An 18,247-nucleotide genomic window follows, 5' to 3' on the forward strand; every position below is an offset into this window, starting at 1 on the left:
CACCCCTCTGGAAACACCTGCACCACCCGTTGCATTTACGGCCCATGACCGGTTCCGCAGCGCCGCTGCGGCGTGCAGGAAGCTACATCGCAATGCGGCAGACCATTACCGGGCAATAAAAAACAGGGCCACCCCAGCCGGGATGGCCCTGTTTTCTTTATCCACCCATTCCCTTCCGCCATGGCGGAAGGGAATGAAAGCGGCAATCAGTCAACCGACAGTGCTGCTGCTTCCGGGCCTTTCTGGCCTTCGACAACCTGCACGTTCGCCGTCTGGCCTTCTGTCAGCCCGGACAGGCCCGAACGTTCCAGGGCGGACGCATGGACGAAAATGTCCTTGCCGCCATTTTCCGGCGTGATGAAACCAAAACCCTTGGTGGCATTGTACCACTTGACCGTGCCACGCATGTCCTGCGCATGGGACAGGTCGGGGGCGGGACGACCGGAACGGGAGAACCCGCCACGCGCGCCACCTGCCGCACCGAAGCCTGCCGGACCGCGCGGGCGCTCGGGCTGGGCCGTGCTTTCGTCAACGGAAAGGACGGCGGCGACCTGGCGGCCCTTGGGGCCCTGACCGATCTGCACCACCAGCGTGGTTCCGGGGGCGACCGTGGCATGGCCGGTGGGGTTCAGGGCATTGGCGTGCAGGAACACGTCACCCGACCCGTCGGACAGCTCGACAAAGCCGAAGCCTTTTTCGCTGTTGAACCACTTTACAGTGGCGCTGATTTCCGGCCCGGATGCGACGATCTGCGGACCACCACCTCCACCACCAAAGGAGCGGCGCGGCGGCGGGGCGCTGCCGCGGTCACCAAATGAAGGCGACGACATGAAATCGTCGTCAAACCCGCCGCGGCGCGGGGAGCGGGAGCTGCGGTCGGTCCTGTTACTTCTCAACGGTCGTAATCCCGAGGTCTAGGTGGCGGATGTTCCCTTTCGGAACACCACCGAATGAAAGCACGTTTGCGGGATAGAGTCTGGCCTGTCTGGCGTTACCGCGGATGCGGGCGGACCGGATCAGGAAAACATTCTCTACTCCTGCGGTGACCCTAGCATAAATCGCATCGGCATCAACAACACCAAAGCATATTCCGCATGATGGTTGCCACACGAATTTTCATTCTGAACGGTTTGTGAGGGGCAGGAATGCAAAAAGATGTAATCACAAAGTTGCAGATAAAATTCAGCAATTCTCCTTGCATTCCATTCTCACTCGCACATTATCGTGGAAAGACATCGCCCTGTCGTATTTTCTCCTCTGGTAAGAAAACCGTTCATGTCCAATACCATCCCCCCCCGGCGCGGTCGGGGCCGACCGCCAAAGACCGCCCGTGCACCCGAGGGCACGCGCGCCATGCTGGTACGCGCGGGCGTCGGGCTGCTGACAGAAAAGGGATTTTCCTCCACCTGTGTCGATGACGTGCTGAACGCCACCGGCATATCCAAGGGGTCGTTCTATTACTGCTTCAGCAGCAAGGAAGAGTTCGGTCAGGCGCTGATCGAGTATTATGCCGCCTATTTCAATGAAAAGCTGGATCTGTGGCTGACCGACCGCACGGAACCGCCGCTGCAGCGCCTGCTCAATTTCATGCATGACGCGAAAGCGGGCATGCAGCGTCACGGCTTCCGCCGTGGGTGCCTGATCGGCAACCTGAGCCAGGAAATCGACACCCTGCCCGATTCGTTCAACGGCCAGCTACTGGCCATCATGCGCGAATGGGAACAGCGCGTGGCCACCTGCCTGCTCGATTCATTCGCCCCCCATCCCACCGCCGGGCAGAAGCGGCTGTGCACGGCGCTTGCGCGTTATTTCTGGATCGGATGGGAAGGGGCGGTGCTGCATGCCCGCATGACGCATGATGCCGCCCCGCTGGAACTGTTCGCCAGCTTCTACCTGGCGCAGACGGCGCAGCAGCTGGGTGTCAGCCTGCCTGTCGCGGCCCGGCCTAGCCCGCGCGTATCGCCCGCACGGCCCGCGCCCGAGAAAACAGTTCAAGCAGCAAACTGACGGCAGGCTCACGCGCCCGCAGGGCAGGGGGGCGCTGGTCGGGCGGGGTGTCGACCAGGCGCCTTGCGTCCTGTGCGGCAAGGGTCAGCAGCATGTCCACATGCAGGGGGCTGGCCAGCCGCATGTCCGGCAGGCCCGACTGCCGCCGTCCCGCCACGTCGCCACCGCCGCGCAGGCGGAAATCCTCGTCAGCGATCAGGAACCCGTCTTCCGTCTCACGCAATAGCGCCAGCCTGCGCCGCGCGGTCTGGCCCAGCGCGCTGTCATGCAGCAGCAGGCAGTAGGATTCAGCCCGCCCGCGCCCCACGCGGCCGCGCAGCTGGTGCAGCTGGGCCAGGCCGAAACGCTCGGCATGCTCGATGATCATGACCGTAGCGTCGGGTATGTCCACCCCCACCTCGATCACCGTCGTGGCCACAAGGATGCGCGTCCGTCCCGCCGCAAAATCGGCAATGGCCTGCTCACGCAGGGCAATGTCCTGCTGGCCGTGGGCAAGACCCACCGATTCCGCCCCGAAATGCGCGGCCAGTGCCGCATGGCGGGCTTCGGCGGCGGCGATGTCAGTCGTCTCGCTCTCGCTCACCAGCGGGCAGACCCAGAATATGCGCGCGCCACGCGCCAGTGCGCGTTCCATCCCCGCCAGCAGGTCATCCATGGCCGACAGCGCATGCAGCGACGTGCGCACCGGCTTGCGGCCGGCCGGTTTCACATCCAGCCGGCTGACCTGCATGTCCCCCCACTGCGTCAGCAGCAGGCTGCGCGGGATGGGGGTGGCGGTCATGACCAGCACATCGGTCTGGGGGCCTTTTTCGCCCAGCATGGCGCGCTGTTCCACGCCAAAGCGGTGCTGTTCGTCAATCACGGCAAGGGCAAGGTCCTGGAACACCACGCTTTCCTGAAACAGGGCATGCGTGCCGATGACCAGCCGCGCCGTGCCATCGGCAATGCGGGCCAGTGCTTCCCGCCGGGCCTTGCCTTTCACGCTCCCGCTCAGGAAGGCCACGGGCACGGGTGAGAGTTTTGTAAACGTCGCCAGATGCTGGCGGGCCAGGATCTCGGTCGGCGCCATAAGCGCGGCCTGATGCCCGGCTTCAACCGCGCCCAGCATGGCCTGCAGGGCAACCAGCGTCTTGCCCGCACCGACATCCCCCTGCAACAGCCGCGTCATCTGGCGCGGCGCGGCCAGATCCGCATCGATTTCCGCAAGGGCGCGGACCTGTGCCGTGGTCGGTTCATGCCCGAAGCGCGACAGCGCCACCCGGCGCAGGCTGCCATCGCCCGCAACGGCGCGCCCCGGCCGCAGGCGGTTGAGCCTGCGCGCCTGCGCCATGGCCACCTGCTGGGCCAGCAGGTCATCACAGGCAAGGCGGGCGCGGGCGCGTTCGGATGCGGCGACCAGCGCGTCACCTTCCATCAGTTCGGGCAGGTCACAGGGGCGGTGAAGCGTGCGCAGCGCGTCCTCGAATCCCGGCCACCTGCGCTGCCTGAGCACGGTGGCATCCTGCCATTCGGGCAGGGGGGGGAAAATATCGAACGCAGCCCTGACCGCAGAGCGCACCTGACTGGAAAACAGCCCCGCCGTAAGCGGCCAGACCGGATCAAGCAGCGGGATCTCGCCCATGCGGGCGGCCGGGACAAGATAATCCGGGTGCGCCATGTTCAACCGCTCCCCAAACCGCTCCAGCGTGCCCGATACGCATATGTCCTGACCCGCCTCCAGCCTGCGCACCAGATGGGGGGAGAAGAACACCAGCTCCGCATCCCCCGTGCCGTCACTGACCAGCACACGCCATGGCCGCCTGCCCCGGCCGCCGCCGGGCGCGGGGGGCACCACGCGGCTGACCGTGACATGCAGCGTGCACACGCGCCCCGTCTCGGCAGTGCGCAGGTTGGGGCGGTAGCGCCGGTCCACCACCGATTCCGGCAGGTGGAACAGAAGGTCGATCACCCGCGCGCCACCCGCAACCCGCGCCAGCAGCCGGGCGGTGGCGGGCCGCACGCCCTTCAGGCTGTCCACGCCCGCAAGTAACGGGGCAAGAAGGGGATTGGGGAACGGGGCAGTGGGATCGGACACGCGGCGGTTCATCCTGCGGGGTGGCATGCTGGTCTTGCGGGCTGACAGATGCCCGCATGAGGGCTATAGGACACCTGCGTTACGGAACAAAACACAACCATACAGGGGTGGAACGCAATGGAAGCCAGAACGCCAGACCTCTCCCGTCTCGATACACGACGCCGGAAGATCTATTACCGCGCCACGCATCGTGGCACGCATGAGACCGATGTGCTGATTGGCGGCTTTGTCGCCCCCCGGCTGGAAGGCATGACCGAAGCCCAGCTGGACGCGCTGGAAGCGGTGATGGACCTGCCGGACGCCGATCTGGCGGACTGGCTGAGCGGCCGCCGCCCCGTGCCGGAGGAACTGAACACCCCCATGATGAAGGAAATCATGGCCGACGCCACCGATCCCGCCCGTCTTGCCGCGATCCGGGGCGGAAAATGAACACGACGGCAGGCTTCTCCCTGGCACCCGACGCGCCCCTGCCCGTATGGGGCGTGCCGGATGGATATGACGCGTTCCTGCTTGCACGAAGGCTGCGCGAGGGGCCTGGCCCCGTGCTGCATGTCTGCCGCGATGATGCGGGCCTGGCCCGCGTTGCCGACCAGCTGGCCTTTGTAGCACCCGATGCGGAAATCCTGCGTTTTCCCGGATGGGACTGCCTGCCGTATGACCGCGTCTCCCCCAATCCCGCCATCGTGGCGGAGCGGGTGGCAACGCTGACCCGACTGCTGGAAAAGGCGGACCGGCCCCGCATCGTGCTGACCACGGTGATGGGGCTGGTGCAGCGCGTGGCCCCGCGTGCCGCCTTTGCCGGGCAGTCCATCACGATTACGGCCGGGGAAAGCCTTGATGCCCCGTTCCTGATGGAACTGCTCATCGCCCATGGCTACAACCGCACCGACACGGTGATGGAACAGGGTGAGTTCGCAACGCGCGGTGGCATATTCGACATTTTCCCCGCGGGCGAGAGCGAACCCGTACGCCTTGACCTGTTCGGCGACGAGGTGGAGAACATCCGCCGGTTTGATCCCGGCACCCAGCGCTCGACCGCGAAGATCACCAGCCTGACCATGCGCCCGGTGGCCGATTTCAGTCTCGACCCCGCGGCCATTTCGCGCTTTCGCACCGGCTGGCGCGACCTGTTTGGCCCGGCGGCGGCCAGTGACCCGCTGTACCAGCATATATCCGATGGCAGGCGCCACGCGGGCATGGAGCACTGGCTGCCCCTGTTCCATGAACAGATGGAAACGCTGGTGGATTACATGCCCGGTGTCTCCATCTCGCTGGCCAACCAGGCCGAGGAAGTGCTCGCCACGCGGCTGGAAATGATTGCCGACCATTACGATGCCCGCAGGCAGCCCACGCGGGAAGGGGAAGTGCCCTACCGCGCCCTGCCGCCGCACCTGATGTATCTTGACCGCAAGGGGTGGGACGCCCTGCTGGTGGGCAAAAAGGCCGTGGTGTTCATGCCCTTTGCCCAGCCCGATGGCGCGCCGGGCATGGATGCGGGCGGCAGGCCGGGGCAGATGTTCGCCAAAAGCGTGACCGACGGGCGCGAGAACGTCTTCCCCATGCTGCATGCGAAGGTGGAGGAATGGGCGCAGACCGGCCGCCGCGCGTATGTGACCGCATGGAGCCGTGGCTCGTGCGAGCGTATTGGCGTGCTGTTGCGTGAATACCGCCTGCCGGTCCAGGGCTTCGCCACATGGAAAGAGGCGCAGAAGCTCAGGCCCGGCACCGTGGGGCTGCTTACGCTGGGGCTGGAACGTGGCTTTGTCGCTGACAATCTTGCCTTTGTTTCCGAACAGGACCTGCTGGGCGAGCGGATCTCGCGCCCGCCCCGCCGCCGCAAGAAAGCCGACCAGTTCATAGCCGAAGCCTCCGAAATTGCGGAAGGCGATCTGGTCGTCCATCAGGATTATGGCATCGGCCGCTATGACGGGCTGGAGACCATCGGCGTGGGTACCGCACCGCATGACTGCCTGCGCCTGATCTATGATGGCAACGAAAAGCTGTTCCTGCCGGTCGAGAACATCGAGCTGCTCAGCCGCTTCGGCTCGGACCAGGCGCATGTGGCGCTGGACAGGCTGGGTGGCGTGTCGTGGCAGTCGCGCAAGGCGAAGATGAAGCAGCGCATCCGCGACATGGCGGGCGAACTGATCCGCACCGCCGCCGCCCGTGCCCTGCGTGAAGCGCCCGCGCTGACACCGGAGGACGGGATGTGGGATGAATTCTGCGCCCGCTTCCCCTTTGTCGAGACCGAGGACCAGTCCCGCGCCATAGCCGACGTGCTGGACGACATGGCATCGGGCAAACCCATGGACCGGCTGGTCTGTGGTGATGTGGGCTTTGGCAAGACGGAGGTGGCGCTGCGGGCCGCGTTCGTTGCCGCCATGTCGGGCGCGCAGGTGGCGGTTGTGGTGCCGACCACGCTGCTCGCGCGCCAGCATTACCGCACCTTCTCCGCCCGCTTTGCCGGGTTGCCGGTCAATGTGGCGCAACTGTCGCGCATGGTCACGCCAAAGGAGGCGACAGCCGTGCGCAAGGGCCTGGCCGATGGCACGGTCAATATCGTGATCGGCACCCATGCCCTGCTGGCCAAGACCGTCAAATTCGCCGACCTTGGCCTGCTGATCGTGGATGAAGAGCAGCATTTTGGCGTGGCCCACAAGGAAAAGCTGAAGGCGCTGCGCGAGGACGTGCATGTGCTTACCCTTTCCGCAACGCCGCTGCCGCGCACGCTCCAGCTTGCCCTGACCGGCGTGCGGGAAATGAGCCTGATCGCAACGCCCCCCACCGACCGGCTGGCCGTGCGTACCTTCATCATGCCCTTTGACAGCGTGGTGATCCGCGAGGCGATCCAGCGCGAACGCTTCCGTGGCGGGCAGGTCTTCTGCGTGGTGCCACGCATCGAGGATCTGGACCGCATGGCCACGCGCCTGAGCGAGATCGTGCCCGATGCACGGCTGGTGCAGGCCCATGGCCGCCTGACGCCGACCGAACTGGAACGGGTGATGACCGAGTTCAGTGACGGCAAATACGACATCCTGCTGTCCACCAACATTGTGGAAAGCGGGCTGGACATGCCGGCGGTCAACACGCTCATCATCCACCGCGCCGACATGTTCGGCCTGGGCCAGCTCTACCAGCTGCGCGGGCGCGTGGGGCGTGGCAAGCAGCGCGGCTATGCCTACCTGACATGGCCACAGACGCATGTGCTCTCAGCCGCCGCCCAGAAGCGGCTGGAAGTCATGCAGACGCTGGACACACTGGGGGCGGGCTTCACGCTGGCCTCCCACGACCTTGACCTGCGCGGGGCAGGCAACCTGCTGGGGGATGAACAGTCGGGCCATATCCGTGAAGTGGGCATTGAACTGTACCAGCAGATGCTGGAAGACGCCGTGGCCGACCTGCGCACCGAAAAGGGACGGCGCAGGCTGCAGGACCGCGACTGGACACCCAACATCATCCTTGGCCTGCCGGTACTCATACCCGACAGCTATGTGACCGACCTGCCGGTGCGCCTTGGGCTGTACCGCCGCATCGCGGGCCTGGCCAATGATGCGGAGGTGGAAGCGATGGAGGCCGAACTGGTGGACCGCTTCGGCACGCTACCTGATGAGGTACGCAACCTGCTGGATGTGGTCACACTCAAGCGCATGTGCCGCGAGGCAGGGGTGGAGCGACTGGAAGCCGGGCCAAAGGGCATGGTCATCCAGTTCCGTGGCAACAGCTTTGCCAACCCGGCGGGACTGGTGGCGTGGATTGCCCGGCAGAAGGAAGCCAATGTCCGCCTGCGCCCCGACCACAAGCTTGCGGTCATACGTGAAATGACCAATGCCCAGCGCATCACGCAGGCGCGCAAGGTGCTTGCGGCACTGGTCAGGCTGGCGCAGGAGGGGACGACCGTTCCGGCCTAGGCCGGGACCGGTCCGCATACGCAGGATCGAAAGCCCCGAGGGCGTTATTTCGATTTCAGAATGATTCTGATGGCCTGCCGCCGCCCGATATCCTATTTCTGTGCCGGGAGCGAACGGCCCCGGCTGGCGCCGCTCCCTTTCGTTGCATGGCCCGTCGTTCCTGCTGTTCGGAACGGGGCGGAAAAAGGGATGGAGATGCCATGATTCATAAAGGGATACGCCGCCTTGCAGGCGCACTGGCGCTGGTATCGGGCGTGATGGGCGGCCTGTCCTGCGCCCATGCGGCCGACGGCATGCAGAGCGTGCGCGTACATGGCCAGACGATCCGCTTCATAGAGGCAGGTCACGGACCCGATCTGGTTCTTGTGCATGGTCTGGGCAGCAATGCGCGGTTTGACTGGGGCAACGTTATTCCCGAACTGGCCCGACATTACCATGTCCTGGCCATGGACCAACTCGGCTTCGGGCAGTCGGACAAGCCTCTGGTCGCCTATGGCGTGCAGACCTGGGTGGATATGCTTGATGGCTTCCTCAAGGCCCGCCATGTCACCCATTTCATGCTGGCCGGTGAATCGCTGGGGGGCTGGATCGCAGGGCTTTACACGGTAGAGGCGGAAAACAATCCTGCCATGGCCCGACCTGAAAAACTGGTGCTGACCGATGCCGCGGGCCACCAGAGCCTGTTCAGCAAGGGACCACTGCCTTTCAGCCATGCCCTGTCCATTGAGGGCACGCGCACTGGCCTGGGCGTGCTGTTCCATGATCACGCCCTGATTACCGACGCGATGGTGAAAGACTCCTTCGAGACCCGCCTTGCTGAAGGCAGCCAGTACACGCAGGACAGCTTCCTGCGCAATGTCAATGATCCGGCGACTTTCCTTGATGAGCAGATTGCGCGCATCACGGTTCCCACGCTTGTAGTCTGGGGGCACGATGACCAGATCATACCCCTTGCCGATGGCCAGGATTTCGCAAACCGGATAAAGGGCGCCAGACTGGTCGTGATCCCCGCATGCGGTCACGGGCCCGCCATAGAACAGCCGCAGCAGTTCCTGCAGGCAGTCGAGCCTTTCCTGGCCCCGCATGGCTGAAAGGGCAGGGCCGCGGGCACTGTTTCCCGCAGGGCGGTGAACGCGGACCTAATGAATGGGCAGGGGAATGTGGTTGACGGTCATGACCCCGCCCTCCCAGCTTACATCCCATGACGTACCGCCCGATGCCGCCTTGTGCCCGAACAGCTTGGCCAGCACCAGTGCGGCACTGGCGCGTGTCTGGCCCGCGTTGCGCAGGGTGTCGATCACTGCGTCAAGGTTCTGCACCTGTATGTGCCCGGTGGCGGAAGAGGCATCGGTATTGCCGGTCAGGTTGGCATCGCCATTGCCCGTGATCTGCATGCTGCCGCGCTGCGCGTTCAGCGCGGAGACATGCAGCGGCACCATGACATTCTGCCCCGGATGGCCGGTAATGGCGGCGGCCAGCGGTACCAGCGCCGAACCGGGGACCGAGGCATTGGCCGTGGCCTGCTGGGGCAGGGCGCTGGCCAGCAGGATATTGTGGGTGCCGGTTATGCCAATGCCCTGCGTATCCAGCGTCAGCGTGGCGGGCGTAGTGTCGCTTCTGGCACCAACCAGATGCAGGTGCGCGCGATGGAAGGACAGTTTTGTCTGCCCGCTGGTCAGCAGGCCGTCCTGCCATGTCAGGTCATAGCTGCGCCCCGCGCGCAGGCCCTCCATGATGGGGGTGGCGGCGGCGGTGAAATACGCCTGCGCGCATCCCTCCGAATGGTGCCCGGTCAGGGTGGCAAGCATGACGAGGGAGGCCACGTCCTCCATGTCCCGCAGGGCCTGGGGGTCAAGGCCCGTGCCCGTGGCCGCGATGTCGGTCGCGTGGAACTTCCGGTCCTCGTCACCCGCAAGCGACAGGTCATAGCCATGTCCGGACAGGGAACCGGCCCCATGGGGCTGGCTGGCGGCCATGCTAACATGGCCACAGGTTGCGGGCAGGGCGGTTGCCCGCGCCACCCCGATGCAGGACAGGGCGGCGATGGCGGTGGTAAGGAGGAATGTCTTCATTTGCGGCACAAGTTGGCGTGATTACAGGCCAGATGCAATGCGATATGATATGGGCGGCCATCACAGTTTCCTACCGCAGGCATCAATCATGTTCCGCAAGCTCGACTCTTTTCTCCTGTGCCTGCTTGCCACCGTGATACTGGCCAGCGTCATGCCCTGTCGTGGCGCGGGGGTGGGCGTGTTCAACATGCTTGCCCTCATCATGATTGCGAACATGTTCTTCCTCCAGGGCGCGCGCCTGTCGCGCCGCGCGGTGGTGGAGGGGATGATGGACTGGCGAATCCACCTGGCCATCGGGCTGTGCACGTTTGCCCTTTTCCCCCTGCTGGGCATGGGGCTGCATGCCCTCGTGCCCGGCCTGCTGGACGGCCCGATGTGGACGGGGGTGCTCTTCCTGTGCTGCCTGCCCTCCACCGTGCAGTCCTCCATCGCCTTTACCTCGATTGCGCGCGGCAGCGTGGCGGCGGCCATCTGTTCGGCCACGCTGTCCAACATACTGGGCATTTTCCTGACACCGCTGCTGGTCGGCCTTGTACTGGCGCGGCATGCGGCGGCAGGGGGCGGGGGCATCGGGCCGATCGTGCTGCAACTGCTCGTCCCCTTCATCGCGGGGCAGGTGGCGCAGCCATGGATCGGGGCATGGGCGCACCGGCACAGGAAGCTGCTGTCCTTTTCCGACCGGGGTTCGATCCTCGTTGTGGTCTATACCGCCTTCAGCGAGGCGGTGGTGCAGGGGCTGTGGCACCGCCTGCCACCCATGCAACTGGCCCGCGTGGCGCTGGTGGACATGCTCATCCTGGCCATCGTGCTGGGGCTGACGCGGCTGGTGGGGCGCATGGGGGGCTTCGGGCGGGCGGACAGGGTGGCGATCCTGTTCTGCGGGTCCAAGAAATCGCTGGCATCGGGCGTGCCGATTGCCAGCGTGCTGTTCGCGCATGCCGATGTGGGGCTGATCGTGCTGCCGGTCATGATCTACCACCAGATCCAGCTTTTTGTCTGCGCCACCCTTGCCCGCCGCCTGGGCGCGCAGGCGGAAGGAACGGAATGACACCGCATTGCACGCAGGCCCCAATCCCCCCTATGTAGGCACGCCATAGACAACCGCATGGATGGGTAGGAAAGATGACAGGACTGGACCCGGATAACTGGGACGCGCTGCGTGCACTGGGCCACCAGATGGTGGATGACATGTTCAACCGCCTGTCCACCCTGCGCGCGCGCCCGGTCTGGCAGCCCATGCCCACCGCCCTGCGTGAACAGCTGCGCACCGGCCTGCCGCACGAACCCACCCCGCCACAGGAACTCTACGCCCGCTTCCGTGAACTGGTGGAACCCTATTCCACCGGCAACATCCACCCCGGCTTCATGGGCTGGGTGCATGGCGGGGGCACCGCAGTGGGCATGCTGGCCGAACTGCTGGCGGGCGGGCTGAACGCCAATTGCGGCGGCCGCGACCATGCCCCGATCGAGGTCGAGCGCGAGGTCATCCGCTGGGCGGCCGAGATGTGCGGCTTCCCGGCCGAAACCACGGGCCTGCTGGTCACCGGGTCATCCATGGCCAACATGATTGCCGTGATCACCGCCAGCCGCGCCGTGCCGGACGGGCTGGCCCTGCGCGCGCAGGGCGTTGGCACGCGCCCGCTGGTAGGCTATGCCGCCGCCACCGCCCATGGCTGCATATCCCGTGCTTTCGACCTGACGGGGCTGGGTACCGACAGCCTGCGCGTGATCGGGATCGATGCGGATAACCGCATGATCCTGCCCGAACTGGAACAGGCCATTGCCCGTGACCGCGCGGCGGGGCTGGAGCCGTTCATGGTGATTGGCACGGCAGGCACGGTGGATACCGGCGCGATTGATGACCTGGATGGCCTGGCCGATATCGCGGCGCGGGAGAATATCTGGTTTCATGTCGATGGCGCATTCGGCGCGCTGGCCATGCTGTCCGACACGCTGCGGCCGATGCTGCGCGGGCTGGAACGCGCCGACAGTGTTGCCTTCGACTTCCATAAATGGGCACAGGTGCAGTACGACGCGGGCTGTATCCTGGTACGCAGGCCCGGCGCGCAGGCAGCGGCCTTTGCCCAGTCACGCGCCTATCTTGCGCGTGAGGACCGTGGCCTTGCCACCAATGCGCCATGGTACTGCGACCTGGGGCCGGACCTGTCACGCGGGTTCCGGGCGCTCAAGGTCTGGATGACGCTGGGCACCTATGGCGCGGATGGCATGGGGGACATGATTGCCAACTGCTGCGCCATAGCCCGCCATCTTGCCCGCATGGTCGAAGCCAACCCGCGGCTGGAACTGCTGGCGCCGGTCACACTGAATATCGTGTGCTTCCGCATCATCGCACCCGTAGCGGATCTGGACCATTTCAATGGCGAGGTGGTGAAGGACCTGCATGAAAGCGGGATCGCGGCACCGTCCACCACCATCATCAACGGCCACAAGGCGGTGCGGGCCGCCATTGTCAACCACCGCACCACCACGGCCGATGTCGACCGCATGCTCGATGCCCTGCTGGAACTGGCCGACCGCAGGCTTGTCGCGGCCTGAACATGAAAAAACCCCGCTCCATGACCGGAGCGGGGCACAGGGGCGCGCGGTTCAGCCGCCGCAGCGGGGCTTCCCGCGCGCTGCTTCCTCGGCAAACAGTTCGGACAGCTTCTTCATCATCGTACCGCCCAGTTCCTCGGGGTCGGTAATGGTGACCGCGCAGCGGTAATAGCGTGTCACGTCATGACCAATGCCGATGGCCAGCAGTTCGGTGCTGGTGCGCGTCTCGATATGGGCGATCACTTCACGCAGGTGGTTTTCCAGATAGGAACCGGGATTGGCGGACAGCGTGCTGTCATCCACCGGCGCGCCATCGGAAATGACCATCAGGATCCGCCGTGCCTCGGCCCGCGTGGCCAGCCTGCGCTGCGCCCAGAGCAGGGCCTCGCCATCAATGTTTTCCTTGAGCAGTCCCTCGCGCAGCATAAGGCCAAGGTTGCGCCGCGCGCGCCGCCACGGCATGTAGGCGGCCTTGTACACGATATGGCGCAGGTCATTGAGCCGGCCGGGATTTTCGGGTTTGCCCGCCTGTATCCATGCCTCCCGGCTGCGGCCGCCCTTCCACGCGCGCGTGGTAAAGCCCAGTACTTCCACCTTTACCGCGCAGCGCTCCAGCGTGCGGGCCAGGATATCGCCGCACATGGCGGCAACCGAGATCGGCCGCCCGCGCATGGACCCCGAATTGTCGATCAGCAGAGTCACGACCGTATCCCGGAAATCCGTATCCCGTTCACGCTTGTAGGACAGCGACAGCATGGGATTGACCACGATGCGCGACAGGCGGCCGGCATCAAGCATGCCTTCCTCCAGATCGAACTCCCACGCCCGTGTCTGCTGCGCCATGAGCTTGCGCTGCAGCCGGTTGGCCAGCTTGGACACGACACCCTGCATGCTGACCAGCTGCTGGTCCAGCGTCTGGCGCAGGCGGGACAGTTCCTCCGCGTCGCACAGGTCCTCGGCGGCAATTTCCTCATCATACACGGTGGTAAAGGCACGATAACCGACGGGCATGTCCTCCTGCGCCGCGTCTTCCTCACCGGGGCCACCAGCTTCTTCCGAACCGCTGGCCGTGCCGCCCTGTTCACCATCCTCCGGCTCATCATCGCCAGCGCCCGTGCCCTGTGACATCTGCATGGGCTGGGCACTGTCGTCCTCTTCCGGGCCTTCGTCCTGGGGCTCGGGGGTTGTATCCTCGGCCTGTTCCTCATCCTCGCTGCTGGCGGCCTCGGCCTCGGTCGTGCCGTCGTCGGCGGCCTCATCGGGCGTGGTTTCCTGCTCCAGCAGCGAACAGGCCATCAGCAACCTGCGGGCGGCCTGCGCGAATTCACTCTGGCTGTCCTGACGGCGCGCCATCTCGTCCAGCGCGCGGCGGGCGGCGGGCGGCAGGTCATCCTGCCAGCGCGCCATGATCTCCCGCATGGGTTCGACCACCGGCTGGCCGGACATGCGCGCACGCGCCAGCAGCCCCAGGGCGAGGGGGGTGGGCAGCCTTGTATGGCTGGGCAGGCGGTCCAGCCCCAGATCGGCACATTCCTGTGCTAAGCGCGCATCAAGATTGGCGGCAACCCCCGCCATGTGCCGTGCGCCCAGGCTTTCCACCCGCGCCTGTTCCAGCACGTCATATACCTCACGCGCCTCACCCGCGGGCGGGCGGGCACGGTCATGCAGGCCCGTGTCATGATGGCGCAGGCGCAGGGCGGCGGCATCAGCCGCCCCCCGCATGCGGGTCATTTCCGCATCCGTCATCTTGCGCGCGGGGTGGGGCAGGCGCACATGCGTGCCGGTAACGGATACCCCCGAGGGCACGGGACCGTTGAGGAACGAGACCTCGGCCTGCGCCTGCCCGCCCATGGCGCGCACCGCCCCTACGGTTGCGCGCTTGAAGCTTTCGGCCTGCCGGGCCTCACGCTCGGCCTGGGGGTCGGGAACGTTTTTCCGGTTCTCACGCATGAACTGCCTGCCCTGCCATCAACCCCGGGGTGCCAGCGGGCTGGCGTTGAAGCAGCGCTGGTAATATTCCGCCACCGTGGGGCGTTCGGCCTCGTCGCACTTGTTGAGGAAGGTAACGCGGAAGGCGAAGGCAAGATCTTTGAAAATCTCGAAATTCTGCGCCCAGCTGATCACCGTGCGCGGTGACATGACGGTGGAGATGTCCCCCGCGATGAAGCCCGAGCGCGTCAGGTCCGCCAGCGCCACCATGCTTTCCACCCGCCTGCGCCCGGCCTCGTCCTTTTTGGGGTCGATTCCCATCTTGGCCAGCACGATGGCGGTTTCCTGCGCGTGGGGCAGGTAGTTCAGCGTGGTCACGATGTTCCAGCGGTCCATCTGGCCCTGATTGATCTGCTGGGTGCCGTGATACAGCCCGGTCGTATCGCCCAGGCCCACGGTATTGGCGGTGGCGAACAGGCGGAAGAAGGGATGGGGGCGGATGACACGGTTCTGGTCCAGCAGCGTCAGGTGGCCCTCCACTTCCAGCACGCGCTGGATGACGAACATGACGTCCGGGCGGCCGGCATCGTATTCATCGAATACCAGCGCGCAGGGATGCTGCAGGCCCCAGGGCAGCAGCCCTTCGCGGAATTCGGTGATCTGCTTGCCATCCTTCAGCACGATCGCATCCTTACCGATCAGGTCGATGCGCGAGATATGGCTGTCAAGGTTGATGCGCACGCTGGGCCAGTTCAGGCGCGCGGCCACCTGCTCGATATGCGATGACTTGCCCGTGCCGTGATAGCCCTGGACCATGACGCGGCGGTTGTAGGCAAACCCGGCCAGGATGGCCAGCGTGGTGTCATGGTCGAATTTATAGGAAGGATCGATTTCGGGCACATGTTCCGTGCGCACGGAAAAAGCCGGAACCTTCATGTCGCTGTCAATGCCGAACACTTCACGCGCCGAGACCTGCAGATCCGGGGCGGAGACGGCCGAAATGGCGGGAAGCGGCGTGCCGTTGGCATCCACTGCGGCAGTTGTCAGGTCTGCGGGTTCGTTCATCTGCTTTGTTCTCGTCCGTCACTTCGTCTGTTTTGGCCCGTCAGGCCAGCACGGGGCCAGCATGCCGGGCGCTGATTATAGGCATGTATGCAACCGGCCTGCCAGTGCGGCCCGCCCCACGCGCCATCAGGCGGTGCGGGCCATGTCCTCGCGCCCGGGATTGGCTGCAAGATGGGCGCGCACCGTCGCATAGGCAATGTTTATGCCCTTGAAACGTTCCTCCGCCCTGCGGTCTCCGCCATTGGCGTCGGGGTGATGGCGGCGGGCAAGGTCCTTGTACCGGGCCTTGAGTTCCTCCATCGACACGGGCCAGCCCAGATCAAGCACGCCCAGCGGATATTTGAGCGCCTGCGGGGCGTCCATCCGGCGGTCTTCCTCGTGCCTGCGGCGCGCGGCGCGTGCCCGCGCCTTTGCGGCCCCCCTGAGCAGGTCGAGGGGGTCAAGCAGGTCTTCCTCGCTGAACGTATGGGCGGCCTTGCCCTGGCCCAGCTTCCACGAGGGGCGGTTCCATGATGTATCGGCCCGGATATGGGCCTCGATCTGGCCGGGACTCATGCCACGATAATAGTCCCAGCGCGCGTTGTATTCGCGCACATGTTCCAGGCAGAACCAGAAATAACTGTTCAGCGCATCACGCGAACGCGGGGCGCGGTAGCCTGCGGGCTGGTCGCAGCCATGCATGTCGCAGCAGCGCTCCGGCGCATCCGGGTCGGGGTCAAAGGCGCGATGCCGGGTGTTCCTTCTCTTCATCATTGTCGTTATGTGCGCCTGTCCATGCTTCGTGCAAGAGCGAAGCTGTGCAATGAATGATCCCGCTATCATGGAGCCGCCAATGGAACAGCAAGCAACCGGACGGGCCGGACGGATCGATCGCATCCTGCGCGAACACCTCTCCCCCGTGGAACTGCAGATCAAGGATGACAGCGCCCGCCACGCCCATCACGTCCACATGCGCGACAATGGCGTGCAGGCGGGCGAAAGTCACTACAATGTGCTTGTGGTCAGCCCCGCATTCGAAGGCGTGGGCCGCGTCCAGCGCTCGCGCATGGTACATGACCTGCTGGCGGCGGAGTTCGCGGGGGGGATGCATGCGCTCTCCCTCGTGCTGCGCACGCCGGACGAACAGGCACGGATGGCGGTGGCATGAAGCCCGCTTTCCCCTTCGCCACGCGGCGGCTGATGATGGGCGGGCTGCTGACCCTGCTGGCCGCCTGTGCCGGCGTGCCCGGACAGACACCCGACCAGCGCGGCGACATCGCGCGCGTCGAGACCTATCTGAACACATCCCGCGGGCTGCAGGCCGGTTTTGTCCAGACCTGGCCCGATGGCGGCAAGGGGGAGGGGGTGCTGCACTATGATCCCGGCCGCCTGCGGCTGGACTATACCACGCCGGGGGCCATGAAGCTGGTCGCGGCGAATGGTCACCTGCTGTTTGTGGACCACCGGCGCGAATCGGTGACCCGCATGTCACTGGGCCATCAGCCGCTGGGGCTGATCCTGGAGCAGCCGGTCCATCTGTCGGGCCAGATCGTGGTGACGGCGGTACAGCATGGCACGAACAGCCTGCAGGTCTCGCTTGCCCGGTCCGACAGTCCCTCGCAGGGGATTCTCACACTCGGCTTTTCCGATATCGGGGGCACGCTGTCGCTTCTGGTCATCGAGATGACGGATGTGGAACGCCAGCACATCCGCCTGGACCTGACGGACGCAACCGCCACGGGCCAGCCCTGGCCTGACGCGATGTTTACCCTCTCCGCCAGCAATTAGGCGTGAGGCCGGTGCGCGGGGTCATTCCCGCGCACCGGGAATCGGGCCGAAGCACTCCGGCCAGGTCGCGGCCAGCGCCACATCCACCTCCGCCATCGTGGGGTGCCTGCCCAGCTTCGCCAGGCTGGTCACGCCGTAATCGCTGATGCCACAGGGCACGATGCCGCCAAAATCGGTCAGGTCCGGCGCCACGTTGAGCGCCACCCCATGCCAGCTGACCCAGCGCGACACGCGCACGCCAATGGCCGCCACCTTTTCCTCCCGCCCCGTGGCGGGATCGACCACCCATACGCCAATACGGTCGGCCCGGCGCTCCCCCGCCACGTCAAAGCGCGCAAGCGTGCGGATCAGCCATTCCTCCAGCCCGTGCACATAGGCCCGCAGGTCGCGCGCCGGCACCATGCCATGGGGCTTCGCCAGGTCCAGCATGGCATAGGCCACCCGCTGGCCGGGACCGTGATAGGTCCACTGCCCACCCCGCCCGGCGGGATAGGTGGGATAGCCACGCGGATTGAACAGGTCCGATTCCTTTGCCGACGTGCCAGCGGTATAGGTGGGGGGATGTTCCAGCAGCCAGACGCGCTCGGGCAGCGTTCCTTCACGGATTCCGCGGGCCTGTGCCTCCATTTCCGCCAGTGCGGCGGGATAGGGAACCAGATCTGGCGCCTTATGCCATAAAAACTCGTTTTCAGTCATTGCCCGCGCGCCTTCCATCGGTTATACGCCCCTTCATCGTCATGACGGTATCGCCCAGTCGATCATCGTTGTCACGTTGCGGCCATGGCGGAATGGTAGACGCGCAAGCTTGAGGTGCTTGTGGGGGCAACCCCGTGGAAGTTCGAGTCTTCTTGGCCGCACCAACCTGATTT

The 18,247-nt window shown here is 65.4% G+C and carries 15 protein-coding genes and 1 tRNA gene; 9 read left to right on the forward strand and 7 right to left on the reverse strand.

What is annotated here, in order from left to right; translation table 11 throughout:
- Window positions 1–206: 206 nt before the first annotated feature.
- Entirely contained in the window at window positions 207–896 is a 690-nt protein-coding gene (locus GWK63_RS17405; RefSeq protein ID WP_084149612.1) for a cold-shock protein, read from the reverse strand.
- Window positions 897–1,275: 379 nt separating this feature from the next.
- Here GWK63_RS17405 and acuR point away from each other — a divergent pair, with 379 nt between their 5' ends.
- Window positions 1,276–2,007, forward strand: a complete 732-nt coding sequence (gene acuR / locus GWK63_RS08395; protein WP_223846502.1) for an acrylate utilization transcriptional regulator AcuR — start codon at window positions 1,276–1,278, stop codon at window positions 2,005–2,007.
- On the opposite strand, the gene recG is transcribed toward acuR, so the two are convergent.
- Window positions 1,946–4,093 carry an ATP-dependent DNA helicase RecG gene (recG, locus tag GWK63_RS08400; protein WP_007400567.1) on the reverse strand — a complete coding sequence of 716 codons (2,148 nt, stop codon included), beginning with the start codon at window positions 4,091–4,093 and terminating at the stop codon, window positions 1,946–1,948. The two genes, acuR and recG, sit on opposite strands and share 62 nt — an antisense overlap.
- 105 nt (window positions 4,094–4,198) lie before the next feature.
- Between recG and GWK63_RS08405 the strand changes: the two genes are divergently transcribed.
- The 3 genes from GWK63_RS08405 to GWK63_RS08415 all read left to right on the forward strand — a co-directional run bounded on the left by GWK63_RS08405 (window position 4,199) and on the right by GWK63_RS08415 (window position 9,080).
- Window positions 4,199–4,510: a succinate dehydrogenase assembly factor 2 gene (locus GWK63_RS08405; RefSeq protein ID WP_007400566.1), complete on the forward strand. Its 312-nt coding sequence runs from the start codon at window positions 4,199–4,201 to the stop codon at window positions 4,508–4,510.
- A complete protein-coding gene (mfd, locus tag GWK63_RS08410) occupies window positions 4,507–7,989 on the forward strand; it encodes a transcription-repair coupling factor (RefSeq protein WP_007400565.1) in 3,483 nt (1,160 codons plus the stop codon). The genes GWK63_RS08405 and mfd overlap by 4 nt, the downstream gene beginning before the upstream one ends.
- 200 nt (window positions 7,990–8,189) lie before the next feature.
- Window positions 8,190–9,080 carry an alpha/beta fold hydrolase gene (locus GWK63_RS08415; protein WP_007400563.1) on the forward strand — a complete coding sequence of 297 codons (891 nt, stop codon included), beginning with the start codon at window positions 8,190–8,192 and terminating at the stop codon, window positions 9,078–9,080.
- Between the two features lie 48 nt (window positions 9,081–9,128).
- Here GWK63_RS08415 and GWK63_RS08420 read toward each other — a convergent pair whose 3' ends face one another.
- Window positions 9,129–10,061, reverse strand: a complete 933-nt coding sequence (locus tag GWK63_RS08420; RefSeq protein ID WP_034928331.1) for a hypothetical protein — start codon at window positions 10,059–10,061, stop codon at window positions 9,129–9,131.
- Window positions 10,062–10,149: 88 nt separating this feature from the next.
- Here GWK63_RS08420 and GWK63_RS08425 point away from each other — a divergent pair, with 88 nt between their 5' ends.
- Together GWK63_RS08425 and GWK63_RS08430 are read left to right on the forward strand one after the other, a co-directional pair.
- Entirely contained in the window at window positions 10,150–11,109 is a 960-nt protein-coding gene (locus GWK63_RS08425; RefSeq protein ID WP_040000114.1) for a bile acid:sodium symporter family protein, read from the forward strand.
- Window positions 11,110–11,183: 74 nt separating this feature from the next.
- Window positions 11,184–12,617 (forward strand): pyridoxal phosphate-dependent decarboxylase family protein, encoded by a 1,434-nt coding sequence (locus GWK63_RS08430; protein WP_007400560.1) that lies wholly within the window; start codon window positions 11,184–11,186, stop codon window positions 12,615–12,617.
- Between the two features lie 51 nt (window positions 12,618–12,668).
- Here GWK63_RS08430 and GWK63_RS08435 read toward each other — a convergent pair whose 3' ends face one another.
- From GWK63_RS08435 to GWK63_RS08445, 3 genes are all read right to left on the reverse strand, one after another.
- Window positions 12,669–14,567: a cobaltochelatase CobT-related protein gene (locus GWK63_RS08435; RefSeq protein WP_007400559.1), complete on the reverse strand. Its 1,899-nt coding sequence runs from the start codon at window positions 14,565–14,567 to the stop codon at window positions 12,669–12,671.
- Window positions 14,568–14,585: 18 nt separating this feature from the next.
- Window positions 14,586–15,611 (reverse strand): cobaltochelatase subunit CobS, encoded by a 1,026-nt coding sequence (gene cobS / locus GWK63_RS08440; RefSeq protein WP_007400558.1) that lies wholly within the window; start codon window positions 15,609–15,611, stop codon window positions 14,586–14,588.
- 126 nt (window positions 15,612–15,737) lie between these two features.
- Window positions 15,738–16,364: a J domain-containing protein gene (locus GWK63_RS08445; RefSeq protein WP_007400557.1), complete on the reverse strand. Its 627-nt coding sequence runs from the start codon at window positions 16,362–16,364 to the stop codon at window positions 15,738–15,740.
- 79 nt (window positions 16,365–16,443) lie between these two features.
- Between GWK63_RS08445 and GWK63_RS08450 the strand changes: the two genes are divergently transcribed.
- Both GWK63_RS08450 and GWK63_RS08455 read left to right on the forward strand, forming a co-directional pair.
- Window positions 16,444–16,758: a BolA family protein gene (locus GWK63_RS08450; RefSeq protein ID WP_007400556.1), complete on the forward strand. Its 315-nt coding sequence runs from the start codon at window positions 16,444–16,446 to the stop codon at window positions 16,756–16,758.
- Window positions 16,755–17,378, forward strand: a complete 624-nt coding sequence (locus GWK63_RS08455) for a LolA family protein (protein WP_007400555.1) — start codon at window positions 16,755–16,757, stop codon at window positions 17,376–17,378. The genes GWK63_RS08450 and GWK63_RS08455 overlap by 4 nt, the downstream gene beginning before the upstream one ends.
- Window positions 17,379–17,399: 21 nt before the next feature.
- Here GWK63_RS08455 and lipB read toward each other — a convergent pair whose 3' ends face one another.
- Window positions 17,400–18,092: a lipoyl(octanoyl) transferase LipB gene (gene lipB / locus GWK63_RS08460; RefSeq protein WP_034928320.1), complete on the reverse strand. Its 693-nt coding sequence runs from the start codon at window positions 18,090–18,092 to the stop codon at window positions 17,400–17,402.
- 60 nt (window positions 18,093–18,152) lie between these two features.
- Between lipB and GWK63_RS08465 the strand changes: the two genes are divergently transcribed.
- Window positions 18,153–18,238 (forward strand) — tRNA-Leu (locus GWK63_RS08465).
- The last annotated feature ends 9 nt before the right edge of the window (window positions 18,239–18,247 follow it).

Origin of the sequence: Komagataeibacter rhaeticus, assembly GCF_011611525.1 — a bacterium.
GTDB classification, from domain to species: Bacteria; Pseudomonadota; Alphaproteobacteria; order Acetobacterales; family Acetobacteraceae; genus Komagataeibacter; species Komagataeibacter rhaeticus.